This is a genomic window from Rhodopirellula sp. MGV, assembly GCF_002251265.1.
Classification (GTDB): Bacteria; Planctomycetota; Planctomycetia; order Pirellulales; family Pirellulaceae; genus Stieleria; species Stieleria baltica_A.
Window position 1 is genome coordinate 138,687 of record NZ_NPDI01000020.1, and the last position, 19,617, is coordinate 158,303.

General features: G+C 56.2%; 21 protein-coding genes and 1 tRNA gene. 10 read left to right on the forward strand and 12 right to left on the reverse strand.

Going from position 1 to position 19,617, the window contains the following annotated elements; all coding sequences use genetic code 11:
- Nucleotides 1-133: 133 nt before the first annotated feature.
- From CGZ80_RS06620 to CGZ80_RS06630, 3 genes are all read left to right on the forward strand, one after another.
- Complete coding sequence (locus CGZ80_RS06620; protein ID WP_143543777.1) at nucleotides 134-595, forward strand: hypothetical protein; 462 nt, start codon at nucleotides 134-136, stop codon at nucleotides 593-595.
- A 230-nt stretch (nucleotides 596-825) separates the two neighbouring features.
- A complete protein-coding gene (locus CGZ80_RS06625) occupies nucleotides 826-1,143 on the forward strand; it encodes a hypothetical protein (RefSeq protein WP_094412588.1) in 318 nt (105 codons plus the stop codon).
- A 141-nt stretch (nucleotides 1,144-1,284) separates the two neighbouring features.
- Complete coding sequence (locus CGZ80_RS06630) at nucleotides 1,285-2,634, forward strand: dihydroorotase (RefSeq protein ID WP_094412590.1); 1,350 nt, start codon at nucleotides 1,285-1,287, stop codon at nucleotides 2,632-2,634.
- 133 nt (nucleotides 2,635-2,767) lie between these two features.
- Here CGZ80_RS06630 and CGZ80_RS06635 read toward each other — a convergent pair whose 3' ends face one another.
- From CGZ80_RS06635 to rho, 6 genes are all read right to left on the reverse strand, one after another.
- A complete protein-coding gene (locus tag CGZ80_RS06635) occupies nucleotides 2,768-4,000 on the reverse strand; it encodes a DUF1559 domain-containing protein (RefSeq protein WP_094412592.1) in 1,233 nt (410 codons plus the stop codon).
- A gap of 81 nt (nucleotides 4,001-4,081) precedes the next feature.
- Nucleotides 4,082-4,243 (reverse strand): hypothetical protein, encoded by a 162-nt coding sequence (locus CGZ80_RS27865; RefSeq protein ID WP_158222589.1) that lies wholly within the window; start codon nucleotides 4,241-4,243, stop codon nucleotides 4,082-4,084.
- A gap of 233 nt (nucleotides 4,244-4,476) precedes the next feature.
- Complete coding sequence (locus CGZ80_RS06645) at nucleotides 4,477-5,412, reverse strand: LysR family transcriptional regulator (protein WP_094412596.1); 936 nt, start codon at nucleotides 5,410-5,412, stop codon at nucleotides 4,477-4,479.
- 209 nt (nucleotides 5,413-5,621) lie between these two features.
- Nucleotides 5,622-6,035 (reverse strand): thioredoxin, encoded by a 414-nt coding sequence (gene trxA / locus CGZ80_RS06650; protein WP_094412598.1) that lies wholly within the window; start codon nucleotides 6,033-6,035, stop codon nucleotides 5,622-5,624.
- Between the two features lie 30 nt (nucleotides 6,036-6,065).
- Nucleotides 6,066-6,148, reverse strand: a tRNA-Ser gene (locus CGZ80_RS06655).
- 108 nt (nucleotides 6,149-6,256) lie between these two features.
- Nucleotides 6,257-7,540 (reverse strand): transcription termination factor Rho, encoded by a 1,284-nt coding sequence (rho, locus tag CGZ80_RS06660; protein WP_094412600.1) that lies wholly within the window; start codon nucleotides 7,538-7,540, stop codon nucleotides 6,257-6,259.
- 435 nt (nucleotides 7,541-7,975) lie between these two features.
- Here rho and CGZ80_RS06665 point away from each other — a divergent pair, with 435 nt between their 5' ends.
- Together CGZ80_RS06665 and CGZ80_RS06670 are read left to right on the forward strand one after the other, a co-directional pair.
- On the forward strand, nucleotides 7,976-8,386 hold the full coding sequence (locus CGZ80_RS06665; protein ID WP_094412602.1) for a hypothetical protein: 411 nt from the start codon (nucleotides 7,976-7,978) through the stop codon (nucleotides 8,384-8,386).
- Nucleotides 8,387-8,512: 126 nt separating this feature from the next.
- A complete protein-coding gene (locus CGZ80_RS06670; RefSeq protein ID WP_233148268.1) occupies nucleotides 8,513-9,721 on the forward strand; it encodes a thioredoxin family protein in 1,209 nt (402 codons plus the stop codon).
- 82 nt (nucleotides 9,722-9,803) lie between these two features.
- Here the strand turns inward: CGZ80_RS06670 and CGZ80_RS06675 are convergent, their stop codons facing one another.
- Both CGZ80_RS06675 and CGZ80_RS06680 read right to left on the reverse strand, forming a co-directional pair.
- Nucleotides 9,804-10,067 carry a hypothetical protein gene (locus tag CGZ80_RS06675; RefSeq protein WP_094412606.1) on the reverse strand — a complete coding sequence of 88 codons (264 nt, stop codon included), beginning with the start codon at nucleotides 10,065-10,067 and terminating at the stop codon, nucleotides 9,804-9,806.
- A 28-nt stretch (nucleotides 10,068-10,095) separates the two neighbouring features.
- Complete coding sequence (locus CGZ80_RS06680; protein ID WP_143543778.1) at nucleotides 10,096-10,749, reverse strand: HEAT repeat domain-containing protein; 654 nt, start codon at nucleotides 10,747-10,749, stop codon at nucleotides 10,096-10,098.
- 428 nt (nucleotides 10,750-11,177) lie between these two features.
- Here CGZ80_RS06680 and CGZ80_RS06685 point away from each other — a divergent pair, with 428 nt between their 5' ends.
- A complete protein-coding gene (locus CGZ80_RS06685; RefSeq protein WP_143543779.1) occupies nucleotides 11,178-12,341 on the forward strand; it encodes a hypothetical protein in 1,164 nt (387 codons plus the stop codon).
- 82 nt (nucleotides 12,342-12,423) lie between these two features.
- Nucleotides 12,424-13,263 carry an MBL fold metallo-hydrolase gene (locus CGZ80_RS06690; protein WP_094412612.1) on the forward strand — a complete coding sequence of 280 codons (840 nt, stop codon included), beginning with the start codon at nucleotides 12,424-12,426 and terminating at the stop codon, nucleotides 13,261-13,263.
- Here CGZ80_RS06690 and CGZ80_RS06695 read toward each other — a convergent pair.
- The 3 genes from CGZ80_RS06695 to CGZ80_RS06705 are packed head-to-tail and all read right to left on the reverse strand — an operon-like array spanning nucleotide 13,252 to nucleotide 15,965.
- Nucleotides 13,252-13,956, reverse strand: coding sequence for a prolipoprotein diacylglyceryl transferase (locus tag CGZ80_RS06695; protein WP_094412614.1), 705 nt, complete (start codon nucleotides 13,954-13,956; stop codon nucleotides 13,252-13,254). The genes CGZ80_RS06690 and CGZ80_RS06695 overlap by 12 nt on opposite strands.
- Before the next feature lie 3 nt (nucleotides 13,957-13,959).
- On the reverse strand, nucleotides 13,960-15,447 hold the full coding sequence (locus CGZ80_RS06700) for a radical SAM protein (protein ID WP_233148269.1): 1,488 nt from the start codon (nucleotides 15,445-15,447) through the stop codon (nucleotides 13,960-13,962).
- On the reverse strand, nucleotides 15,444-15,965 hold the full coding sequence (locus tag CGZ80_RS06705) for a hypothetical protein (protein WP_094412616.1): 522 nt from the start codon (nucleotides 15,963-15,965) through the stop codon (nucleotides 15,444-15,446). Before CGZ80_RS06705 ends, CGZ80_RS06700 begins: the two co-directional genes overlap by 4 nt.
- 236 nt (nucleotides 15,966-16,201) lie before the next feature.
- Here CGZ80_RS06705 and CGZ80_RS06710 point away from each other — a divergent pair, with 236 nt between their 5' ends.
- Entirely contained in the window at nucleotides 16,202-17,044 is an 843-nt protein-coding gene (locus tag CGZ80_RS06710; RefSeq protein WP_094412618.1) for a hypothetical protein, read from the forward strand.
- Nucleotide 17,045: 1 nt separating this feature from the next.
- Here the strand turns inward: CGZ80_RS06710 and CGZ80_RS06715 are convergent, their stop codons facing one another.
- Complete coding sequence (locus CGZ80_RS06715; protein ID WP_094412620.1) at nucleotides 17,046-17,885, reverse strand: hypothetical protein; 840 nt, start codon at nucleotides 17,883-17,885, stop codon at nucleotides 17,046-17,048.
- Between the two features lie 270 nt (nucleotides 17,886-18,155).
- Between CGZ80_RS06715 and CGZ80_RS06720 the strand changes: the two genes are divergently transcribed.
- Nucleotides 18,156-18,629: a CinA family protein gene (locus CGZ80_RS06720; RefSeq protein ID WP_094412622.1), complete on the forward strand. Its 474-nt coding sequence runs from the start codon at nucleotides 18,156-18,158 to the stop codon at nucleotides 18,627-18,629.
- Nucleotides 18,630-18,898: 269 nt separating this feature from the next.
- Complete coding sequence (rplA, locus tag CGZ80_RS06725) at nucleotides 18,899-19,576, forward strand: 50S ribosomal protein L1 (RefSeq protein ID WP_094412624.1); 678 nt, start codon at nucleotides 18,899-18,901, stop codon at nucleotides 19,574-19,576.
- Nucleotides 19,577-19,617: the final 41 nt, after the last annotated feature.

The following is a 19,617-nucleotide window of genomic DNA, read 5'->3' on the forward strand; positions in this document are numbered from 1 at the left end:
GCAAAAATGGCATAACGAAGGTTTGGTACAATGTAGCATGGCAAGCTTTCGACTCCGGACAATCGCTATTTTTGTTCCGCTTTGCGTGGCGGCCATTTGCGCATTTTGGTCTGCACAATTGCGAAATCGACAAATGACCATTCGCAATGTCTTTGATCGCGCAGTGGAAGCAGACACATTGCTTCCCGTGGCCGAGGCGGAAGAATTGTTGCCAGAATGGGAAGTGAGGAAAATGTTGGAGCGGGCCGCTGGGGGCGGATCCATTATTTTCGACGGAGAGTCGAGGGTGGCGCAAATCCAGCCAGAGATGTTCCGATACGGTGACCGTTCTTTGGACGGTCTTACGTTGCATACGGTCGGCGATGGAAAGGGCTCGATGACGTTTCAGTTGCCGATCGGGACTCGAATCAAGTCAATCGCTTTTCTCGAAGACGCGTTGGAGGTCACGGTCTTTGGTGAACTGGATTTCCATGGCGACGTGCTGTCAATTCCAGAGCAGGCGCCGGAAGTCTATCAGCTGACTTGGCTCAAAGGGGATCCGCCACCGTACAATACACTGGACAAAGCCATTGAAACGCGAATGCGTAAAAAGTGAGTTGGTTTGAAGAGGTCAATCGCCTTTCTCACTGATTGCTGATCACGCAGTCGACCTGGTAATCCTCAAATGATTGAGTGAGATTTCATCAGTTGGCACCGAAGCTGCACTGCCTCGGTTGTCTTTAGCGAATAATGGACCGAGTCAGGTGTTTCCGGTGAATCGATTGGGAGTGGCTGGCGGTTTTCTCGTTCAGGTCCCGACTCAATCCCCCCACAAAAGAGAGAGCAATGAAACGTTTACTAATGGTCATGGCGGTTCTCGCAACCTTCGCTGTCGCCTCGGAAGCACACGCGCAATACGTCACCCTACGAGCGCCAACTGCAGTCGTTCCAATAGCCGGCCCCGTGGTCACGCCGGTTTACACGTATCCAACATACGGATACTCGTACCCGAGGTATGCCGTTCCCCCAGTGGTTGTGAACCGTCCCGTGGTCACGACGCCTGTCGTGACACGACCCTACGGTTTCTATTCAAACTACGGTGGCTATGAAGTTCGCGTGCCCGGACGCCCCGTCGCAAATACGTTGCGTGCTTTGATCCGCTAGTTCTTGACGCAACAGAGCGACTTGTGCCGCGGAGTTGCTCCCGTACTTCGCGTTGGTCAGCTTTGCCGTTAGGCTAAGTCGAGAAGTTGATTCGGCGGAATCAGTTTCTCGATTTGGTTCTAACACAAGCAGGCTGGCCGTATGTCACGCACACTTTTCCGAAATGCATCCATCGTTCTTCCAAACTCTGTAGTCCAGGGGTCTCTGGTCGTCGAGGATGGCAAGATTGTTGACGTGAACGCTGGTGATCATGCCTCCGCCGATAGTGTCGTGGAGTGTGATGGATTGCATCTCATGCCGGGTGTGATTGACGACCAAGTTCACTTTCGTGATCCAGGGCTGACGCATAAGGAAGATTTGGCAACGGCAAGCCGAGCCTGCGCCGCGGGCGGTGTGACTTCCTTCTTGGAAATGCCGAACACGAAACCGCCAGCCGTCACCGCCGAAGGCGTCCGCGCAAAGGAGCGAATCGCATCGAAAAAGTCTTTGGTCAACTACGGGTTCTATATCGGTGCGACCCCGGATAATGTCGACGAGTTGAACACGGTCAAAGACGTTCCTGGTATCAAAATCTTTATCGGCAGCAGCACCGGGAATCTACTTGTTGATGAACAGGAGGCCCTCGAGCGAATCTTTGCCGAGACGACGCTTCCTATCTGTGCCCACTGCGAAGACGAGACGACGGTTCGTGCAAATGCCGAGCGACTGGCTGGGACGACGAACATTGCAGATCACTCAAACATTCGTGATGAGAACGCTGCGATCAACGCCACGCGGCGTGCGACCGAGCTCTCTCGCCGCTACAAGCACCGGTTCCACGTCTTGCACGTTTCCACGGCAGCAGAGGTTCCATTGGTCGCTGACGGGGCGCCCTACATCACCAGTGAAGTTTGTTTGCATCACTTGTTTTTCAACGTGGATGACTACGCGCGTTTGGGTTCGCGGATCCAGATGAACCCGTCAATCAAAACAGCCGCCGATAACAAGGGGCTTTACCAAGCATTGCTCGACGGAAGCATTCAGGTCATTGCGACCGATCATGCACCACACACGCTCGAGGAAAAGTCGCAGCCCTACCCGCAAAGTCCATCTGGCCTGCCCGCTGTTGAGAATTCGCTTGCGCTGATGTTGAACGAAGTCAGTGCCGGCCGCTGCGAAATCACTCAAGTTGCATCTTGGATGTGCGACGCGCCCGCGCGTGTTTGGGGGATGGTTGGGAAGGGCCGGATCGAACCAGGGTACGACGCAGACCTAGTGCTCGTGAACTTAGCGGAGTCACGGACGATTCGCGACGCGGAGCAGCATACGAAGGCGAAGTGGAGCCCATGGGATCAAGTCACGCTACAAGGATGGCCGGTGGCAACGTATATTGGCGGGCATCCCGTTTTCCAAGCGTCAAAGGGGTTTGATGAGTCGTTTCGTGGGCAAAAACTGCGTTTCGATCATTCACGTGGTGGCTACTGGGCGACGCCGGAGGGTATCGGAAGCTAACGCCGCCAGCGGCAATGAATTGATCGCGGGAATGCAAGTTCCGCAGAAAACGAAAGGCAACGAGGGACCGTGGGATTCGGTCGCCCCGTTGCCTTTTCTGCTTGTGGTTCCAGCTTTGTAAGTACTCGCTGGGCTATTGCCCGATGTCTTCGTCGATGGTTTCTGACATTGCACGTGTTCCCAGCGCGCCCCAAAGACCATAAGGGCTTGGGAATCCGACTGAGTTTTGATTCGCGTTGTTGCGGAAATACGGCACGGGGGCGCGAGAGTTTCCGGCTTCGACGGAGTCTGACATGAAGACAACAGCACCGTCTCCCATCATGATATGTGCCCCGCCTTGGTGCCGGCTGCTTGGTGGCATTGCTCCCATGCCACCGTGGTTTGCAATGAGACAAAGTTCACTGTTCGGCGGGAGGATCGTCGCGATCGTGCTGTAGAGCGGGCGTTGGTCGGCCCAGCGGAAGCCTCGCATCGTAGCGATCCCTGTGTAATCGACTCCGGTGTTCGCCCAGAATTTCGGACGCTCGGGATCGATTTGGTTGTTGTCGTAGCACCAGCGAGGGTTGCCAAGCAAATTGTCTCGCCCGTTGGCGCGTGACCCTGTCGTTGTGATCTGGCGATCACCGAGGTCAGTATTCATTTCCCCGCCCATAATCGTGTTCGAGAGGCCGTCGAGGACGTCGCGGAATCGGCTGCTCTTACTTGGGACGAACATTCCACGGCATGACCCACGGACTTGGTTCATGCGAAGGACCGCATCGCCATAGTGCCATCGACCACCGCCAAGCCAGTTTTGTCCGTACTGCGTGCGAAACATGCTGTCACCATAGCTGCATCCATAATTGGTTCGTCCCAGTGCGGGTAGGCCGCGTCCGGGGTCGCTGGGACAGCGGAATGTTGGCACATCGACGTTCCATGCGCGAAAGTCAACGGTGTAGGGGGCCGGTCCGAAAGCAGGCCAATAGCGACCGTTCTTGTCGACATGGGCATTGGAAACTTCATCCCAGATCGCTTGCTGTTCGACGTATGGGGTGATGCCAACCAGGAAGCTCAGTAGGTTGCGGCTGTTCGCAACGGCGGGTGGTGAAGTCGGTCCCGTGACCGCGTTAGTGCAGCAATCATCGTTGTCGAACTGAGTCGGGCCGGTACCGTTTATCGGCATTTGTTTGAATGCCGAATGGTAATTGTGAATTGCCAAGCCGATCTGTTTTAGGTTGTTGCTGCAGCTCATTCGGCGGGCCGCTTCGCGAGCAGCCTGAACGGCAGGGAGAAGTAGTCCGACTAAGATTCCGATGATCGCGATCACGACCAATAATTCGACGAGTGTAAAACCTTGCAACGTTTTCCGGCGACTAGATCTATCCATGGAAAGGTCTCATTGGTTGCGAAAAGAGGTACGTTGAAGCCAACGCAAAAAAGAACATCAACACTGCTTGACCAGTGCTGCTCACTCGCTTTCGGTATCCGCTTCGTCCATTTCCTCCTCGGCGCCGTAAACCGCCTTTTTGTATTCTTCAATCTCTGCCTCGGTGCGAGGTGCGACGGTCGCTTCGTCGTCGGAGCATCCGCCTGTGATCGACAAGGTCATCAACATCGAAAATAAAAGCATGAATTGAAATCCGCGCATGCGTCATACCAATGATGCGAGTTGCAAAAATGAATGGGCATTGCATCTGCGCAGGGGCAAGCGTGTCGCACGATGCGAAACGCATCAGAGCAATGCAAGCAGCCATTGTTGGCGATTCAGCGTGCACACAACAACTTTTGCAACGCGAATTGTTCCTAACTCAGTTTTAGGCAAGGCCTAAACGCTCGTGGCAGCGGCGCAGCGCTGGAACGCGTTTAGTTGATCGCGCTTGAGACAATGAACTCACGAAACGCGATTTGGTGTTCGGCTTCGTAGCGATGGTTGCGACGGACAACCACAATCGATTCCGCACCGAACAAGCGTGACGCGTCACGGAATTCGAGCGTGTGTTCATTCGTTTGATCAGGAAGGGCCGAAAAGGTTTTGCTAAGCGGAACGATCGTGACACCAAATCCACTGCGAACAAATTGCAGTAGAACGTCTTTGGAACTCGTTTCACAAACCACGCGTAGCTTGTCGAGTAGCTTGGCGGATTCGAAGACCTCGTCGACTCTCGTTCGCGTGTTGGTTGAGTTGCTCGAATGTATCAGTGGGTGACGCGCGATCGACTTCACTGTCAAACGTTTGAGCTTCGTCAGTGGATGGTCCGGAGGACAGACGAGTTGAAATGGAAACGACGTCACGTGGTCAGCGATCAAGCCGGCGGGAAGTTTGTCGCCGAGCATGCCGAACACCGCGAGATCGACTTGTCCTTCACGCACCAGTCGCAACGCTTCGGCCGAGGAGACGTCCACTAGCTTGAGCTCGACATCAGGAAAAGCTTGGCTGTAATGCAGAATCGGTGACGGCAATTCGTGCAGCAGTAAACTGACCGGCGCCGCAATTGAAAGCTGGCGAGGTTGTGCTTGCGTCTCTTCGCCGAACTGCTCCAAAATTGAATCGAAGCCGTGGACAATTGGTTCGGCGAGCGATGCCAAGCGTTGTCCGTGTTCGGTCAGTCTGACCGAGCGACCTTCGGATTCAATGAGTGCGACTCCGAATTCGTCTTCCAATGCGCGGACTTGTTGCCAAACCGATGGTGTCGCGAGTTCGAGAGCTTTTGCTGCGGCGGTGAAGCTGTTGCCGTGGGCAAGTTTGACGATCGCTCGAAACTGGGTCAGCCGGACTTGCTTGTAGTATCGTCGCTTCATTCGCGATTCGCATTTCGGCGAGAGACGGTGTGCGGTCAGTACTCACCATCTTAATCAACACGCAAACCGCCCGTGGGGAGGTCACACCCCGACGAATTGTCCGGCGGTTGATGTTCTAGCACTCTGCAGTGAATCGCAAGGCGATTGTCTTCCAGGGGCGACTATGCGCCGTCTTCGACGACTGTCTGGCGGATACTGTCCGGCGGTTGTTACTGCCCGGAAGTTTTCTCGAGGGCCATCTGGACTTGGTCTGCTTCGTGAAGTCCGACAAGTTGTCCAACCATCTTGCCGTCTTTGAAGATTGCCAGTGTTGGGAGCGCGCGAATGTTGTAGTCGTAAGCGAGGTTTTGATTCAGGTCGATGTCGACTTTGACAAAGTCGAAGCCGTTGCCAATTTTGGCAGCAACTTCATCGATAATCGGTGCCTGCTCTTTGCATGGTCCGCACCAGGTCGCCCAGAAATCAACGAGCACGATGTCTTTGGAATCCAGGACGACTGACTGAAAATCGCTTTCGCTAATTTCGCGAACGTGGCTTGTTGAGGTGCTTCCACCGCAGCCAGCAATTAAGAAAATCGATGTGAGGAACAGCCAGACGAACTTTGTCAAAGCTTGTGGTCTCATCGCACCGGTTTGTCGTGAGAGTAGAGAGAGCGGATGGCACGGGACTCGAACCCGCAGCCCCTTACGGGGTACTTCAGTTCCAGTGAAGCTGCTCACCAATTCGCTTACCATCCGAATCGTCTGCAGATTGTATCGTGATGCGGACGCCGGTGACTAGGCGTCAGTTCACTAGGACTGACGTCAAATGTCCAAATTCGGGTCCGCACGAAACGGCACAATCGCTACAGCGTCGTTTTGGCTCCGCTGATCAGCTTGATGAATTCATCGTTGCTGGGGAATCGAGCCAACTGTTTGGTCAGTTGCTCCATCGCGTCGCAAGGGTGCATCGTCGAGAGCGTGCGGCGCAGCATGGTGACTGCTTCGTAAGTCTCTTCGTCGTGCAGCAGTTCTTCGCGGCGGGTGCCCGACTGGCTGATGTCGATCGCCGGCCAGACGCGTCGATCGGCCAAGCGGCGATCGAGGACCAGTTCCATATTCCCGGTTCCTTTGAACTCCTGGAAGATGGCTTCGTCCATACGGCTGTTGGTGTCGATCAGCGCGGTGCCGACGATTGTCAACGAGCCGCCTTCTTGGAAGGCGCGAGCGGTGGCGAACAGCTTCTTGGGAATGTCCATCGCTTTGATGTCCAGACCGCCAGACATGGTCGCACCGCCTCGGCCGCTGCGTCCAACCCATTTGTTGAAAGCGCGGGCAAGTCGAGTGATCGAGTCGAGCATCAGGAAGACGTCTTGGCCCATTTCGGCCAGGCGGCGTGCGCGGTCGACAACGAGCTGGCTAAGTCGGACGTGGCTTTCGACGTCCATGTCCAAGCTGCTGGCGACGACTTCACCACCGACAACGTTGCGTCGCATGTCGGTGACTTCTTCGGGGCGTTCGTCAATCAGCAGGACAATCAGTTTGAGGTCCGGGTGATTGGTCGAGATGCCGCTGGCGATGTCTTGCAGCATCACCGTTTTACCGCTTCGTGGCGGCGCGACGATCAGTGCCCGTTGGCCTTTTCCGAGGGGAGCAAGCAGATCGATCACGCGATTGGTGATCGGGCGTTGTCCGTGCTCGAGGGTCAGCCATTCTTCGGGGTTGATCGGTGTCAGCGTTTCGAAGCTTTTGACATCCGGATAGGACTCCGGCGGAATGCCATCGACATCCAGGATTTCCCGGACGCGAGGGCCTTGCTGACGTTTGGCCTGTTGCATCATGGCGTGGATATACACGCCTTGTCGGAGGCCGAAGCGATCGATCATCGTTCCTGGAACGAATGGGTCGCTACGCTCGCGGGAGTAGTTGTTATCGCGGCTGCGAAGGAACCCGTAGCCATTGGGGTGGAGTTCGAGAATGCCTTCGCATTCTTCCATTGGCGCATCGCTTGGGATATCCGCTGGCTCTCGATCGGCTTGGCCGTTTCCGCCGCCTCGACGTCGTCGCCGTGAACGCGGTTTGTTATTTCCGCCAGCGGATTGACCGTTGGGGTTCGGGCCGCGTCGCGTGGACCGTTTCTTTTTCGCCATGTTTCGTCCAGAAAACGTCGACGCGATTGGGGCTAAGCCAAGTCACTTCGAAATGAATCGGAGCGACAGGTCGACGCTGAAAAAATAGAATCCGCAGATGGAAACGTGAAAGGACCCTGTCGGGAAGCTGCGGACGTCGTTCCGCGACGGGTCGATCCCAAAAAAATTGTCGTAACCAGCGACAGGTGCGCAAGGTTACCGTGGATTGAATCGAATGAGATTCTCGCACAACCGAACAGATTGCCGGTTTGCGGGGCGGCCCCAAACTGTGTGGCGTGCCGCTAAATCCGCGAGCTAAGTTGCCATTTCCTGTGGCTAGGTGGTTTTTGATTTACCTTGGCATCGCACGCTCGGTGATTTGAACGTACCTGCCTCTTCCTTACTTTTCCGTGCTCCTCAACGATCGCAACGCAAACTGCTACGGTTGAGTCGAGATTGGAAAAACCTGAGCCCAAAATCAATTCCGTCGCGGACGATCAATGCCACAAACTTGCCGGTTTGCGATCGGGGGTCTCGTGCAGCGATAAATTTTCGGAATTTGCTATTTTGATATCAGAACCTCACCACAGAAAAAAATCAATCCCGTTGGGACTGTCTGTGGGAGAGTTTCGCCAGGTGTCAATCCCGGCAACCAACAAATCCAATCTCAGAAACGTCGAGGAGCGACGAAGTGAATTGTGTTTGGTGCCGCCTTACACGTTTGTCGGAAGCACCAACGAAGCTATGACGAAATATACCCGCCAGCAGCAGCATGTCAAGACGATCCTTGAGAACCGGGCTCCGCAGGGGGGAGAGTGGCAGTTCACTCTGGCGTTAAAGTCCGCCTATTCTGTACTTTCCGTTTAAGCGGCAACTCAGGAATTGCCGATCAGATTTGACAACGCGTCGCTAGGAATCGGCGGCTGGTCTCATAAATCTACCTAAGGACGGACACAGGAACGCAGGATGCGATACGCCGCGCTTTCATTTGTAATGCTCGCAACAACTCTGGTTGGCTCTAGCCCCTGTAGCGCGCAAATCGCTTGGGAAGGCAAGCTCCGCGATGCCCACGACAAAGCGAAACAGCAGAACAAGTTGATGCTGTTGCACTTCTACACGGACAACTGCATTTACTGCGACCGCCTCGAAGCAGGCGCGTTTCAGGATCCGACCGTTGCCGCAGCGATCAACGAAAACTTCGTCCCCGTAAAAGTTCACGGCGGGAAAAATCCCAAACTGGCGACGCTGTTCAAAGTCTCGAAATACCCAACCGACGTGATCGTCACGACCGAAGGCAAAGCACTGTCGCACTCGGTCAGTCCCCAACAATCCAATCGCTACGTGTCGATGTTGGCGACCACCTACGCAGGTTATGCGCAAAACGCCACGATGGTCGCTTCCGCGGCACCGCATTCAGCCGCGACACCGCAGCCAGCAGTTCAGTCACAAGTTGCCCAGCAGCAGGTTGCACAGCAGCCAGCGGCCCAGCAAGTTGCAGCACAGCAGCCAGCGGCCCAGCAGCTTGCCGCGCAAAAGCTGGCTGCAGAGCAAGCCGCGAAAGTCGCTTCGGCACCTGTCGCGCAGCCAAGTGAACCCGCTGCCACGGCGATGGGAATGCCCGCTTCGCAAATGGGCTTGCCGACCGGGGACTTGCCAGTTCAAGTCGCCACCTCGCAGCCACAAGCAAATCAATTCATGTTGCCACCAGCTGACGGAGTTGCCGCCGCAAAACGCGCCGCATCGGAAGGTGTCCCCGCAGCGATGGCTGCTGCTCGACTAGAGCAACCGGCGATCAAGCCAGCGGCTGAAGTCGCCAAGAAGCCAGAGTTGGCGATGGACGGGTGCTGTGCGGTAACAATTGTTGACAAGGGGGCATGGGTCGAAGGCAAACCCGAGTTGGGTGTCGTTCACCTGGGCAAGCTGTACTTGTTTGCCGACAAGGCCGCGATGCAGTCCTTCTTGGTTGACCCGATGTCGTACACGCCAATGCTGAACGAAATCGATGTCGTCAAGTTCTTCGAAGAAAAGAAAATCGTCAAAGGCAATCGCGAGTGGGGCGTCATCGACCCAATCAACAATCGCATGTACTTCTTCGAGAATGAAGAGTCGATGAAGCAGTTCAACGGTAATTTCACCACCTACATCAAAGCCGCCGTACAGGTGATGGACCACGCGGTAAAGGTCTCCAACCCCGGCGTCTAGTTGCCGGGGCTACCCGCCGTGATCACCCCATGACGCAGTCGTCTTGACCGGCTGCGTTAGTGAGCAGTGCTACTGACCAGTCTTACTGAGCAGCGTCGGCCGGAGTTGACGAAGGCTGGGCAAAGCCTGGCCGAATGCCGCGGGCGATCGATACGCCGGCGGACAGCGAGATCAACGCGATCGAAATCCAAACCGCTCGTGCGGCGGTCATGCCGTATCGATCGACGACCATCGCTATCGTTCGCAGCCGATAGGGTTCACGCCAAGGGCCGACGGCGACCGCAAAAGCCGACGCGGAGCCGAGCATCGCAACGCTAGAAACGAAGAGGTCGTTGTAGTTGATCATCGCGAACGGATGGTTGGTCGCAAGCTTTTTAGACGTCGCTGCGACGCATGTGGCGGCGCAAGGAGCGAAGCTGGACTCGGGCGCTTTCGTGGTCTGGCAAGATGTCCAGGCATCGTTCGAGTGATCGAACCGCTTGATGGTAATTGCCGGCAACCATTTGGCAACGCGCGAGTGCTTGCCAAGCGCCATAGTGATACCGGCAGCGCCACAGGCACGCGGTGTAGGCCTGCGCCGCTTTGGTGTGATCGTCGAGGCCCTGCCAGCAGCACGCGAGTTGGAAATGCGCTTCGGCATACATCGGTGCTTGGCCGGCCAGGATCATAGCCGGTGCTAGCGCCGCAGCGTACTCGCCGCCATCGGTCAAGTGCATGACCTTGAGCAGTTGTTGGTGATGCGTCGGCGATGCGTCGCGAAGCAGCAGTCCACGGAACGAATCATCGGCGACCAGTCGTACGCCGCGGTCGGCATCGCAAAGCGATTTGCCGAGAGCTTCGATCGAGCGAGTGTTGCCGAGCAAGCCTAATGCCATTGCGGCGGCACGGCGCAGTTCCACATCGCCTTGCGAGAGCAGACGGGCTAGCGTCGCTGGCGAGTAATGTTCATTGACTTCGGCAGCGTACTGAGGGGCATCGGAAGTGGTGAGCAATCGGCGATAGGCCGTGGCCAATCGGGGCGTTCGCACTAAAGGGGAAGTCACAATGGCGTCCGTCGAGTTGAGGAGCAATCCAGGTGCAAGTCGCGTGTTATACTAGGCGTGCCGGTTATGCGGGCAACCGAACGCGAGAAGATTTTCTGTATCTTCGGTGGAGCCAACGCTCCGGCTATGATTGCGTCATGCAGTGTTTGCGAGTGCGAGGTCGCGGTGTGTGTCTTGCTTCACGATTTCGGTGAATCCTTGACACTGCCCGGCGCTGGACTCGCTGCGAAGTTCCTTCGGTGCAGGTCTTCGGAGTCTAGTTGTAAGCGTGTCCGTTCACAACAACCCGGGACGCTTTCCGTGGCGAGCCAATTGTTGGTAGCCGGACATCGCGACTGTGCCACGTTTGCCGGATGGATGTGGGAGATTTCCGTGCATGCCACCCGATAGATCCCTTTGTATTGACGGACGCGATGATTATCAAAAAGTTCTTGTCGCATCTGCTCGCTGCGAACGCCCTGATTTTGTGCATGTTCGTCGCTGAAGTGTCCGGCGAATGCTTGGATCAGCGAAGCGAGTTCGTTTTGCGGTTACAAGAACCACTTAGTGGGCGAATTGATGGGCAATCACTTCGCATCGCCATCGACCTAGTCGCGGAGATCCCCAATCAGCCACACCGGCATCTGAATGTCTGGGTTGATCGCAAGGTTGACCCAGATGCTCCAGTTTCACCTGGTGAGCTCGGCCCGACTCGCTATCAATCGCTGGTCAAGATCGCCGAGGCGTCTGGTTGTGTTGTCTTTCCGGTGGACAACTGTTTGTTGTTTGGTCGGCCGGCTTGGGTTGCCGAAATGGCGGATAAATTGTTGTCCCAATCGGCGAGAATTAATCGCCAAAACGAATCAAATAATTCGTCACGACACCTGATCGATGTCGAGTGGCCTGATCTGACAACGCCAAAAGAAGCGGCGGATTTGATCCTGACGCAGATCCCGTTTTCGGCACCCAAGTCGCTCGTCAGCCAGGTTCGGGTGCAGATGCGAGGAGGCGACTTGCCGCACGATCTATGGCCGGCTTGCCGGTTGCAATCGGTGTCGCCTGTCACCGCAATTGCATTGGTTTATGGACAGTTTGCCAAGTTTCGCACGAACGCTGACGCACAATCGGCGTTCTCCGCTTGCTATCGATTTGCAGGATTGAAAGCGAAGCTCGAGCCGTTGGTGACATCCGACCCCACGATTAACGTTCGGGCGGAGCGTGACGGTACCGTGGTAACCGCGACGCTTGGTGTTCATCAAGAACTATGCGCCGCCGTTCTAGCGATCGAGCCCCGTGAGAAGATTGCGAATGCGGGGGCGAGCGAGCCCGATCCGCTGAAACGGTTGCAGGCCGACAAACGCACGTTTTCGTTGACCGTTGCCGATCAGAAGGCTGGCGCGGTGTTGGCCAAACTGTTTTCAACTGGCGGCGTCGAGTTTAAGTTCGACGCTTCGGCGAACCCGTCGCTGTCCAAGTTGGTCTCCTTCGAAGCCAAAGACCAGACGCTTTGGCAATTGGTCCACTTGATCGCAGAGAAGTCTTCGTTGAAGATCCGGGCTCACGAACAAGTCCTGCTCGTTACGCCTGAAGGAAACTGATTCGGCAGGATCGCCGAGTCGTTCAGCGTCTCTACGCACCACCCGGCTGTGACTTCCGCATGCCGATTCCCCACAAAGCAACATGGTTGAAAACGTACCTCTGATCTCTCATCACCATGACGGTCTGACGATCGAGGGTTATTCACGCGCCGCCGTTCAAACGTGCTGGCGGGTCAATGAGTTAAAGCTTCTGTTTGATGTCGGTGCCCAGCCCTGGGATTTTATGGGCACACCTACACTGTTCATCACGCACGCGCATCTCGATCACATCGCCGCGCTGCCGTCATACGTGTCTCGGCGCCGGATGATGAAGATGGAACCGCCGGTCGTTTACTTGCCTGACTCGGCGGTCGACGAAGCTTGGGGCATGCTGCAGTGCTTTCGTCGCCTTGACCGTGGCCCGATGCCATGCGAGTTGGTCGGACTGATGCCGGGAGACCAAATCGAATGTGGCCGCGAATACTTGGTCGAGGCCGTGCCAACGCGTCACACGATTACTTCACTTGGTTTCATCGTCTATCAGCGTCGACACAAGTTGAAAAGTGAGTTCACGCATTTGTCGGGCCCAGAAATCCGCGACTTGAAATTGGCCGGGACAGAAATCAGCACCGAGATTCGTGTGCCGGTGCTTGGCTATACCGGTGACACGTCACCACCAGGGCTCGACAACAATCCCGAGTTCTATCAGTGCAAAACGCTGATCACCGAAATGACGTTTGTCGCGCCGGAACACCGCAAGGAAAAAATCCATAAACACGGTCACATGCACGTCGACGACTATCGTAGCCGAAAGGACCGCTTCGAAAACGAACTGGTGATCGCCGGCCACTTGAGCACGCGGTACCACGATCGTCAGGTGAAGACGATGGTCGAACGGGCCTTGCCAGGCATGCTGGATGGTCGCATGAAGTTATGGATTTGATCGTCGCCAGATCAGCAGCACGCTAAATGCGATCGCAAACACCGCCGCGCTGACTTGGTAAAACGTCAGCCCGGCGATCGCGATCGGTTCTTCACGCCAGTATTCGCTCACGAAGCGAAATGCGCAGTACGTGATCAGGTAAATCAGCATCCATTGCTGTTTGATCCAGCCCTGCCCAATGCCGTAAAACGCGATCGCCGCGAATGAAAGGTGGAAGATCGACTCATAGAGCGGCGCGGGGTGACGCAGGATCGCGGCGTTGCCGGATTCATCGGATCGGATGCCCCACATGCCGTTGGTCGGAATTCCATAGCAACAGCCATTGCACAGGCATCCGAATCGGCCGATCCCAATCGCCAGTGCGACCGGGATAACAAAGCGATCGCCCGTTCGCTCGCGAACGTACAGCGACCACTTGGCGACTTCGACACCGGCGTAGCCACCAACCAGTCCCCACAGCACTGTCTTGCCGTCGCTGGTCCAAAGGCCAAGCCATCCGCCGTCGGCGCTGATCCCAAATGCGAACGGAAGTTTCGCTGCGAAGGTCGCACCAATGATTCCGCCAACAGCGATGCCCCATCGTTGTTCGTTGGTAAGCGACGTGGTGCCACCACCGTAACGCCGGTAGGCAATGCCGGCGGTCACCGTTCCCAGCACCATGAACGCTGCGTATCCGAATCGACCCCAGTCCATCGTCTAGCCTTCGCTTGGCTGGTGCTTAACGGCGGTCGCGAGTGGCGGCAGTTGTAAGTGCCCTGGCCGGTACAGTGTGTTGTAGGCGCAGAACGGGACGACGTGGCCGCTGGGCAAAACGTGGTGCGTGCAGCACTTCATCAATTGGCGGACGTCGAAGTTATACGCATCCAGGAAGCTGGTGATCGTGACGCGAAACAGATCACGCGCGGTTGCCGATTCGGTCAGTACGCGGGCGAAGAACTTATCGAGGACCGGATCTGTCGGTTTGGTGGACGGATTCGCCGTCGAGTTTCCAATCGCGCCAAGCTGGACCACATCACCGCAATCGCAATCACTGCCGCAGTGACTCGCGCGCGATAGAAAAATTTCGATCAGTTCCTTGGCTCGCTTGGGCGTAAAACTGATCCCGCCGGCAATCAAGTCCAGGTTTTCGGTCAAGGGTGCGGCATCGGACAGTGGCACAATTCGATCGCCTTCGCGGGCGGCCAACATAATCTGGTGGCAGTTCGGGTGTGCACACGGCAAAGGCGCAAAGTCGCTGGGGCAAAGCATGCCCGATGATGCGTCCGCAAGTCCCCGGATCACGTCTGGGAACGTCACGCGGTTTTCGAGGTCTTCGGCAGCAAGGTGCCTTCCGCTATAGGTCGCCGGTTGCAGGCTTAGTCCCGTGACGTTGGGTCGCGAAAGGGCTTCTTGAAGCAGCGTTTCGTAGAATCGTTCGGGCAACGGCGCAACCAGTGTTGCGACCAGGGTGACGTTCAGTCCCGCGTCCTGTAGTCGATCGAGGGCGCGGCGTTTTTGGTCGATCAGATCTTCGCCGCGAAGTCGGATCGTGGTGGCTGAATCTCCGCCGTCGAACTGTAGATAGATCTCCAGCCGATCGCGATGTTTCGCGAGGCGTTCGACGAGGCCCGCATCTTTGGCAAACCGCACGCCGTTGGTATTGACCATGACATAGTCGATCGGTCGGGCGAGTGCTTCGTCGACCACTGTTTCGAAATCGGGGTGCAACGTCGGTTCGCCACCCGAGAGTTGGCAAACTTCCGGCCGGCCTTCGCATTCGACCAAGCGATCAAGGCTTTTGATGATATCAGAAAGATCATGGTCTTTGCCGTGCGGATCGCTGCCGGCGAAACACATCGGGCAGGTGAGATTGCAACGATCGGTCAGTTCGACCAAGCCGATGCAAGTGTGTTGTTCGTGTTCTTCGCAAAGGCCGCAGTCATGCGGGCATCCTTTGCCGCTTTCGGTGCTGCGTACCATAGGCAGCACCGAAGCGGTGTGTCCTTCGCCGCGATCCCACCAGTCGACATCACTGCAAACGAAGTCTTCGCGGACGCCGTGTTCAGGGCATCGTTTGCGAAAGTAAACGCGTTTGCCGCGAACGATGATTTTCGCCGAGATGACTTCCATGCAGTCCGGGCAAAGCGAATCGGTTGTTCCCAGCATCACGTGCGATGCGCGTGGCCGTCGATCGAGATGGTTCATGTTTTTGGCTGGCTCGGTTGGTTCTCGACCGGCTCACCGTGGCGGCGATCCTGGCTTCTTGCGATCCCGCGAACCGTTAACGCAAAGATCATCAGGACGACGAGATTGGCGACCACACTACCAAAGCCAAGTCCCGCAATGTCCATGTTTGCGACTGCTAATGCGGGGATGGCAATGGTGGCGCAGACGGTGGCGTAGAGGGCAAAGAATGGAACTGCCAGCAAAGTTCCCAGCAATGCTCGGGCGATTTTCCGTGCGGGGGTTCCTGGCAAGATGGCCGAGATCAGGGCACAGGTTCCTGCCCAAATGACGACGAATAACAGGATGAAGCCTTCACCGACTCTGTCGGCAGCACTAAGGGAGCCGAGCATTAGAACGCTGCTGGCGATCGCGATCGTGATGATCGTTTTCCAGCGACCCGGGAAATCCAGTTGGTTGGGCGGAACCGGTGTCATTGCAGGCCCCGTATCGCTCGCCGACACTTGATATGGATTGGGAGGCTTTTCGGGTGTCGTCATGCCTGTCCTCACTTCCATTCACGCCAATTCGGCAAACCCAATTCATCGCAACGCGGTTGTTAACATACCATGTCGCTGAAATTCCGCAGTGACGCTAGTCTGTGTTCTTGCGGAAAGGGAACGCTGCTGGCCAAAACTTCGCTTCGGTTGTTACGCTAGTTGTTATGCCAAGACCATCGAATTCTCGCCCGGTGCGACGCGGGCCTACGACCCACAAGATCCCAACACGTCCCCCCATGTTGGATCGTGACGAGTACGTGGAGCAGGCTCACCTGTTCGAGTTGCTCTATGAACAAGCTGGCACGCGTTCGCCGATCCAGGATTTGCTGGAACAACTGCGGCACGAAGTGTTGGCGACAACGCGATTGCCGATGGCGATGGAGTATTTATTAACTGAGGTTCGGCATTCTGGATTGCTCGGACCCGCCATGCACCAGTTGTCGCATTACTTCACGCCGTTCCAAACGTTCTTGATTGACCAGAGCGAGTTGGACACGGGGCGATTCTTGATGCACACCGCATTCAAGGTAATGCAATCTGAAGTCGAGTATCGCGTCAAAGGTGCTTCGCAGGCAGGCTTGTTTTTCTACCAGTTTGAGGTGCTCTGCCGAAACCGATTGAGCTACGACCTGGGACTGACCGCGATGAGCGGCGACCCGCTTTACGATGACACCTGGAGCCAGTGGATCTTAAAGCTTCGCGCAGAAGTCGGCTTGATCGATTTCGCGGACCTTGTCTTTCTGGCCAGCGAAGACTATCGCAACCGTTTGAAGGCAGCGAAGAAAGCGGAGGAGGCACCTGTCACGATTTTGTTTGGTGAAAAAGAGGGGCGAATTGCCTTTGCCAATCGCCGCAAGGACCCGCTGTACCTGTTTAGTGCCTTGCAGCGTCATCTCGGTTATCCGCAGGTGCCTCGGCCAAAACCGCTGGACGAAAACAACGAGTTGATTCCGCAAATGGCGCGTCGTCTAGAACGTCTTGAAGCACGCATCCAGTTGATGGAAGAGGAACGCCGCCAGTCGCTGGACATCACCAAGTTCTACGAACAGAACAAGCACCGTTTGAGGTTTCCCGATTAGGTCACGGTCGCGCTGGTGAAAGTGATGCGGCGACCGCATAAGGGTTAATCGAGTTTGTTGGGCTTGTTTGAGCGCGGCGAGCGTAGTCCGGGTCTGACAGTTCGTATTCGGAACCGGTCGCAATCTGGTTAATGCGTTCGGCCAGTTGTTCCGCGTCCACGCGACGTTTTTTGGCGGACAGTCTTCCCCATCCGCAATCACGCAACGAAATCGGGAACTCGTCGGTGCCTTGTTCGGTGCGAACGAACACGTGCACGTAGTGAAGTTTGTGAAAGCATCCGGCCGGCCGAATCGTTTCAATCGTGGTACCCAGGATTGAAGCGGCAGGGAAGCTATAGCGTGCTCGATCGCCTTCCATCGTGATCCCGTCGGCATGGATGCGGATCAACGCGATATCCGAAGCCGTTTCGAGTTTTGGGAACAGTGTCGCCTGCATTGCTTCCCGCCGAACGTATTCGCACATTGGGGCCGAATCGATCCAGAACTTCATCGAGTGATCGGGAGACGACTGGAAGCGTTTCCGACAACGATTGCGCAGTCTTTGGTCCAGCCATTGGTTCATCGGCCATTCGGGAAAGCGCGTGGCCCAAATCGCAATGGAGCACACGGTGACTCCGACCGAAGTGCCCAGGACAATCAGGAAGCTGCGAACACTCAGCGAGCCCCAAACATTGACTGCAATGAACAGCGGTGCAAGTGAACCGACAAAGCCCAACGCCGTCGGCACGATTACTAAAAACACGTTGCTGATCAACGTGAATTGCAGCGAGAGAGCGCGTGATCCACGCTCATTCAGCGTCGTGATCGTGGCGAGATGCTTGGGGTCGGTTGCGTGTTCCATCGTGGTCTTAGAAGATGCGCGGAACGCCAGCCAGTTGTCTTTGCGACAGAGCCGTGGACGGACGTGGGGTAGCACGATTCGGCGACCTCTACGATAGCAGGCGCCGGCCGGAAAACATCAACTTTATTTGCCGAAGTTCCCTCAAGTCACAGCCCGGGTGGTTCGGGTTAAGCGGCGTCAGGGAAGTTTGATTTGGCGTGTTTCGTCGAATGAAGGCGAGCGTAACTTGGAACCAAAAATGGAACGAATGAAGCGGAAAGGAACAGTGCGATGGATTTAGACACACTTGCCGAACACCTTGCGAAACGTTTGTCCGAGCGGGGAGAACGGTTGGCGCTGGCGGAGAGCTGCACGGGCGGTTTGATCGCCGCGACGTTGGCAACCATTCCGGGGATTTCAGCTAATCTGGCGGGATCGATGGTGGTGTACCAAAACGCGACCAAGCAGTCGTGGTTAGGTGTCGCCGAAGACACTTTGGCGGAGCACACCGCGGTCAGTCCGCCGGTCGCGCACCAGATGGTGACGGGCGTTTTGCAGCGGACGCCACACGCGGAACTCGCCGCCGCGGTGACCGGGCACTTAGGGCCGGATGCGCCTGAAGGGTTTGACGGCGTGGTGTTCATTGCCGTTTGCCGCAGGGGCGACACCCCGCGGATCACGCAGGTCGACTTGGCAAAGCCCAAGCGTGTTGCCCGTCAGCGGGAGGCGGCGATGCGGGTGTTGGAATTGTTGTTGGACTTGTAATTTTCGATCACCTTGGCGACCCAGTTGAACCGATCAGGGAAGTTCGACAGGCTGTCTCAGGGTTCAAGCTGTCCACGACCCCGTACGCAAAATGCAAAAAAAGGCAAATTGGCGTTGACGGTAAGAGTGTGTGGACGCATATTCTTCGCTCCCCGGCAGGCCAGCTGTTGTGTTTGCTCGGGAAGTGGGAGAATTTGCCGCCGAGGCGTTTCCTCGGGCCCGGTGATTTTGCTAAAACCACCCGACCTTTTAACAAGGCTCGTGACCATATGGGTAAGAAATCAAAGCGGTATCGCGCCGCGCTCGCTAAACAACCATCCGCACTGTTGCCTCTTGACGAAGCCGTCAAGACGCTGAAGACGTATGACTCGACCAAGTTTGATCAAACGGTCGAAGTTCACATGCGTCTGGGTGTCGATCCTAACCAGGCCGATCAGATCGTCCGTGGTTCGCTGGTACTTCCGCACGGGATCGGCAAGCAACAACGCGTCGTCGTCTTTGCTAAAGGCGATGCAGCAAAAGCTGCAGAAGAGGCTGGTGCTGACGAAGTCGGCCAAGAAGACCTCGCCAAGAAAATCAAAGACGGCTGGACAGATTTTGATGTCTGTATCGCTGCTCCTGACATGATGGGACTGGTAGGTCCTCTCGGACGCGTCCTCGGCCCCCGTGGCTTGATGCCCAGCCCACGTGCTGGCACCGTCACCCCGGACGTCGCAAAGGTCGTCTCGGAGTACAAAGCTGGTAAAGTCGAATTCCGAAATGACAAGGGCGGCAACGTCCACGCAATGGTCGGCAAGATGAGCTTCGACGATTCGAAGTTGGTCGACAACATCAATGCGTTCATTCAGTTTGTCGACAGCCTGAAGCCTCAGAACGTCAAAGGCACCTACCTTAAAGGTGTGGCGATCTGTGGAACAATGAGTCCCAGTGTTCGTGTGACTTGTTAGTCGATCTGTCTCCGCCTTCCTTGTATCCGTGAATCGATTCG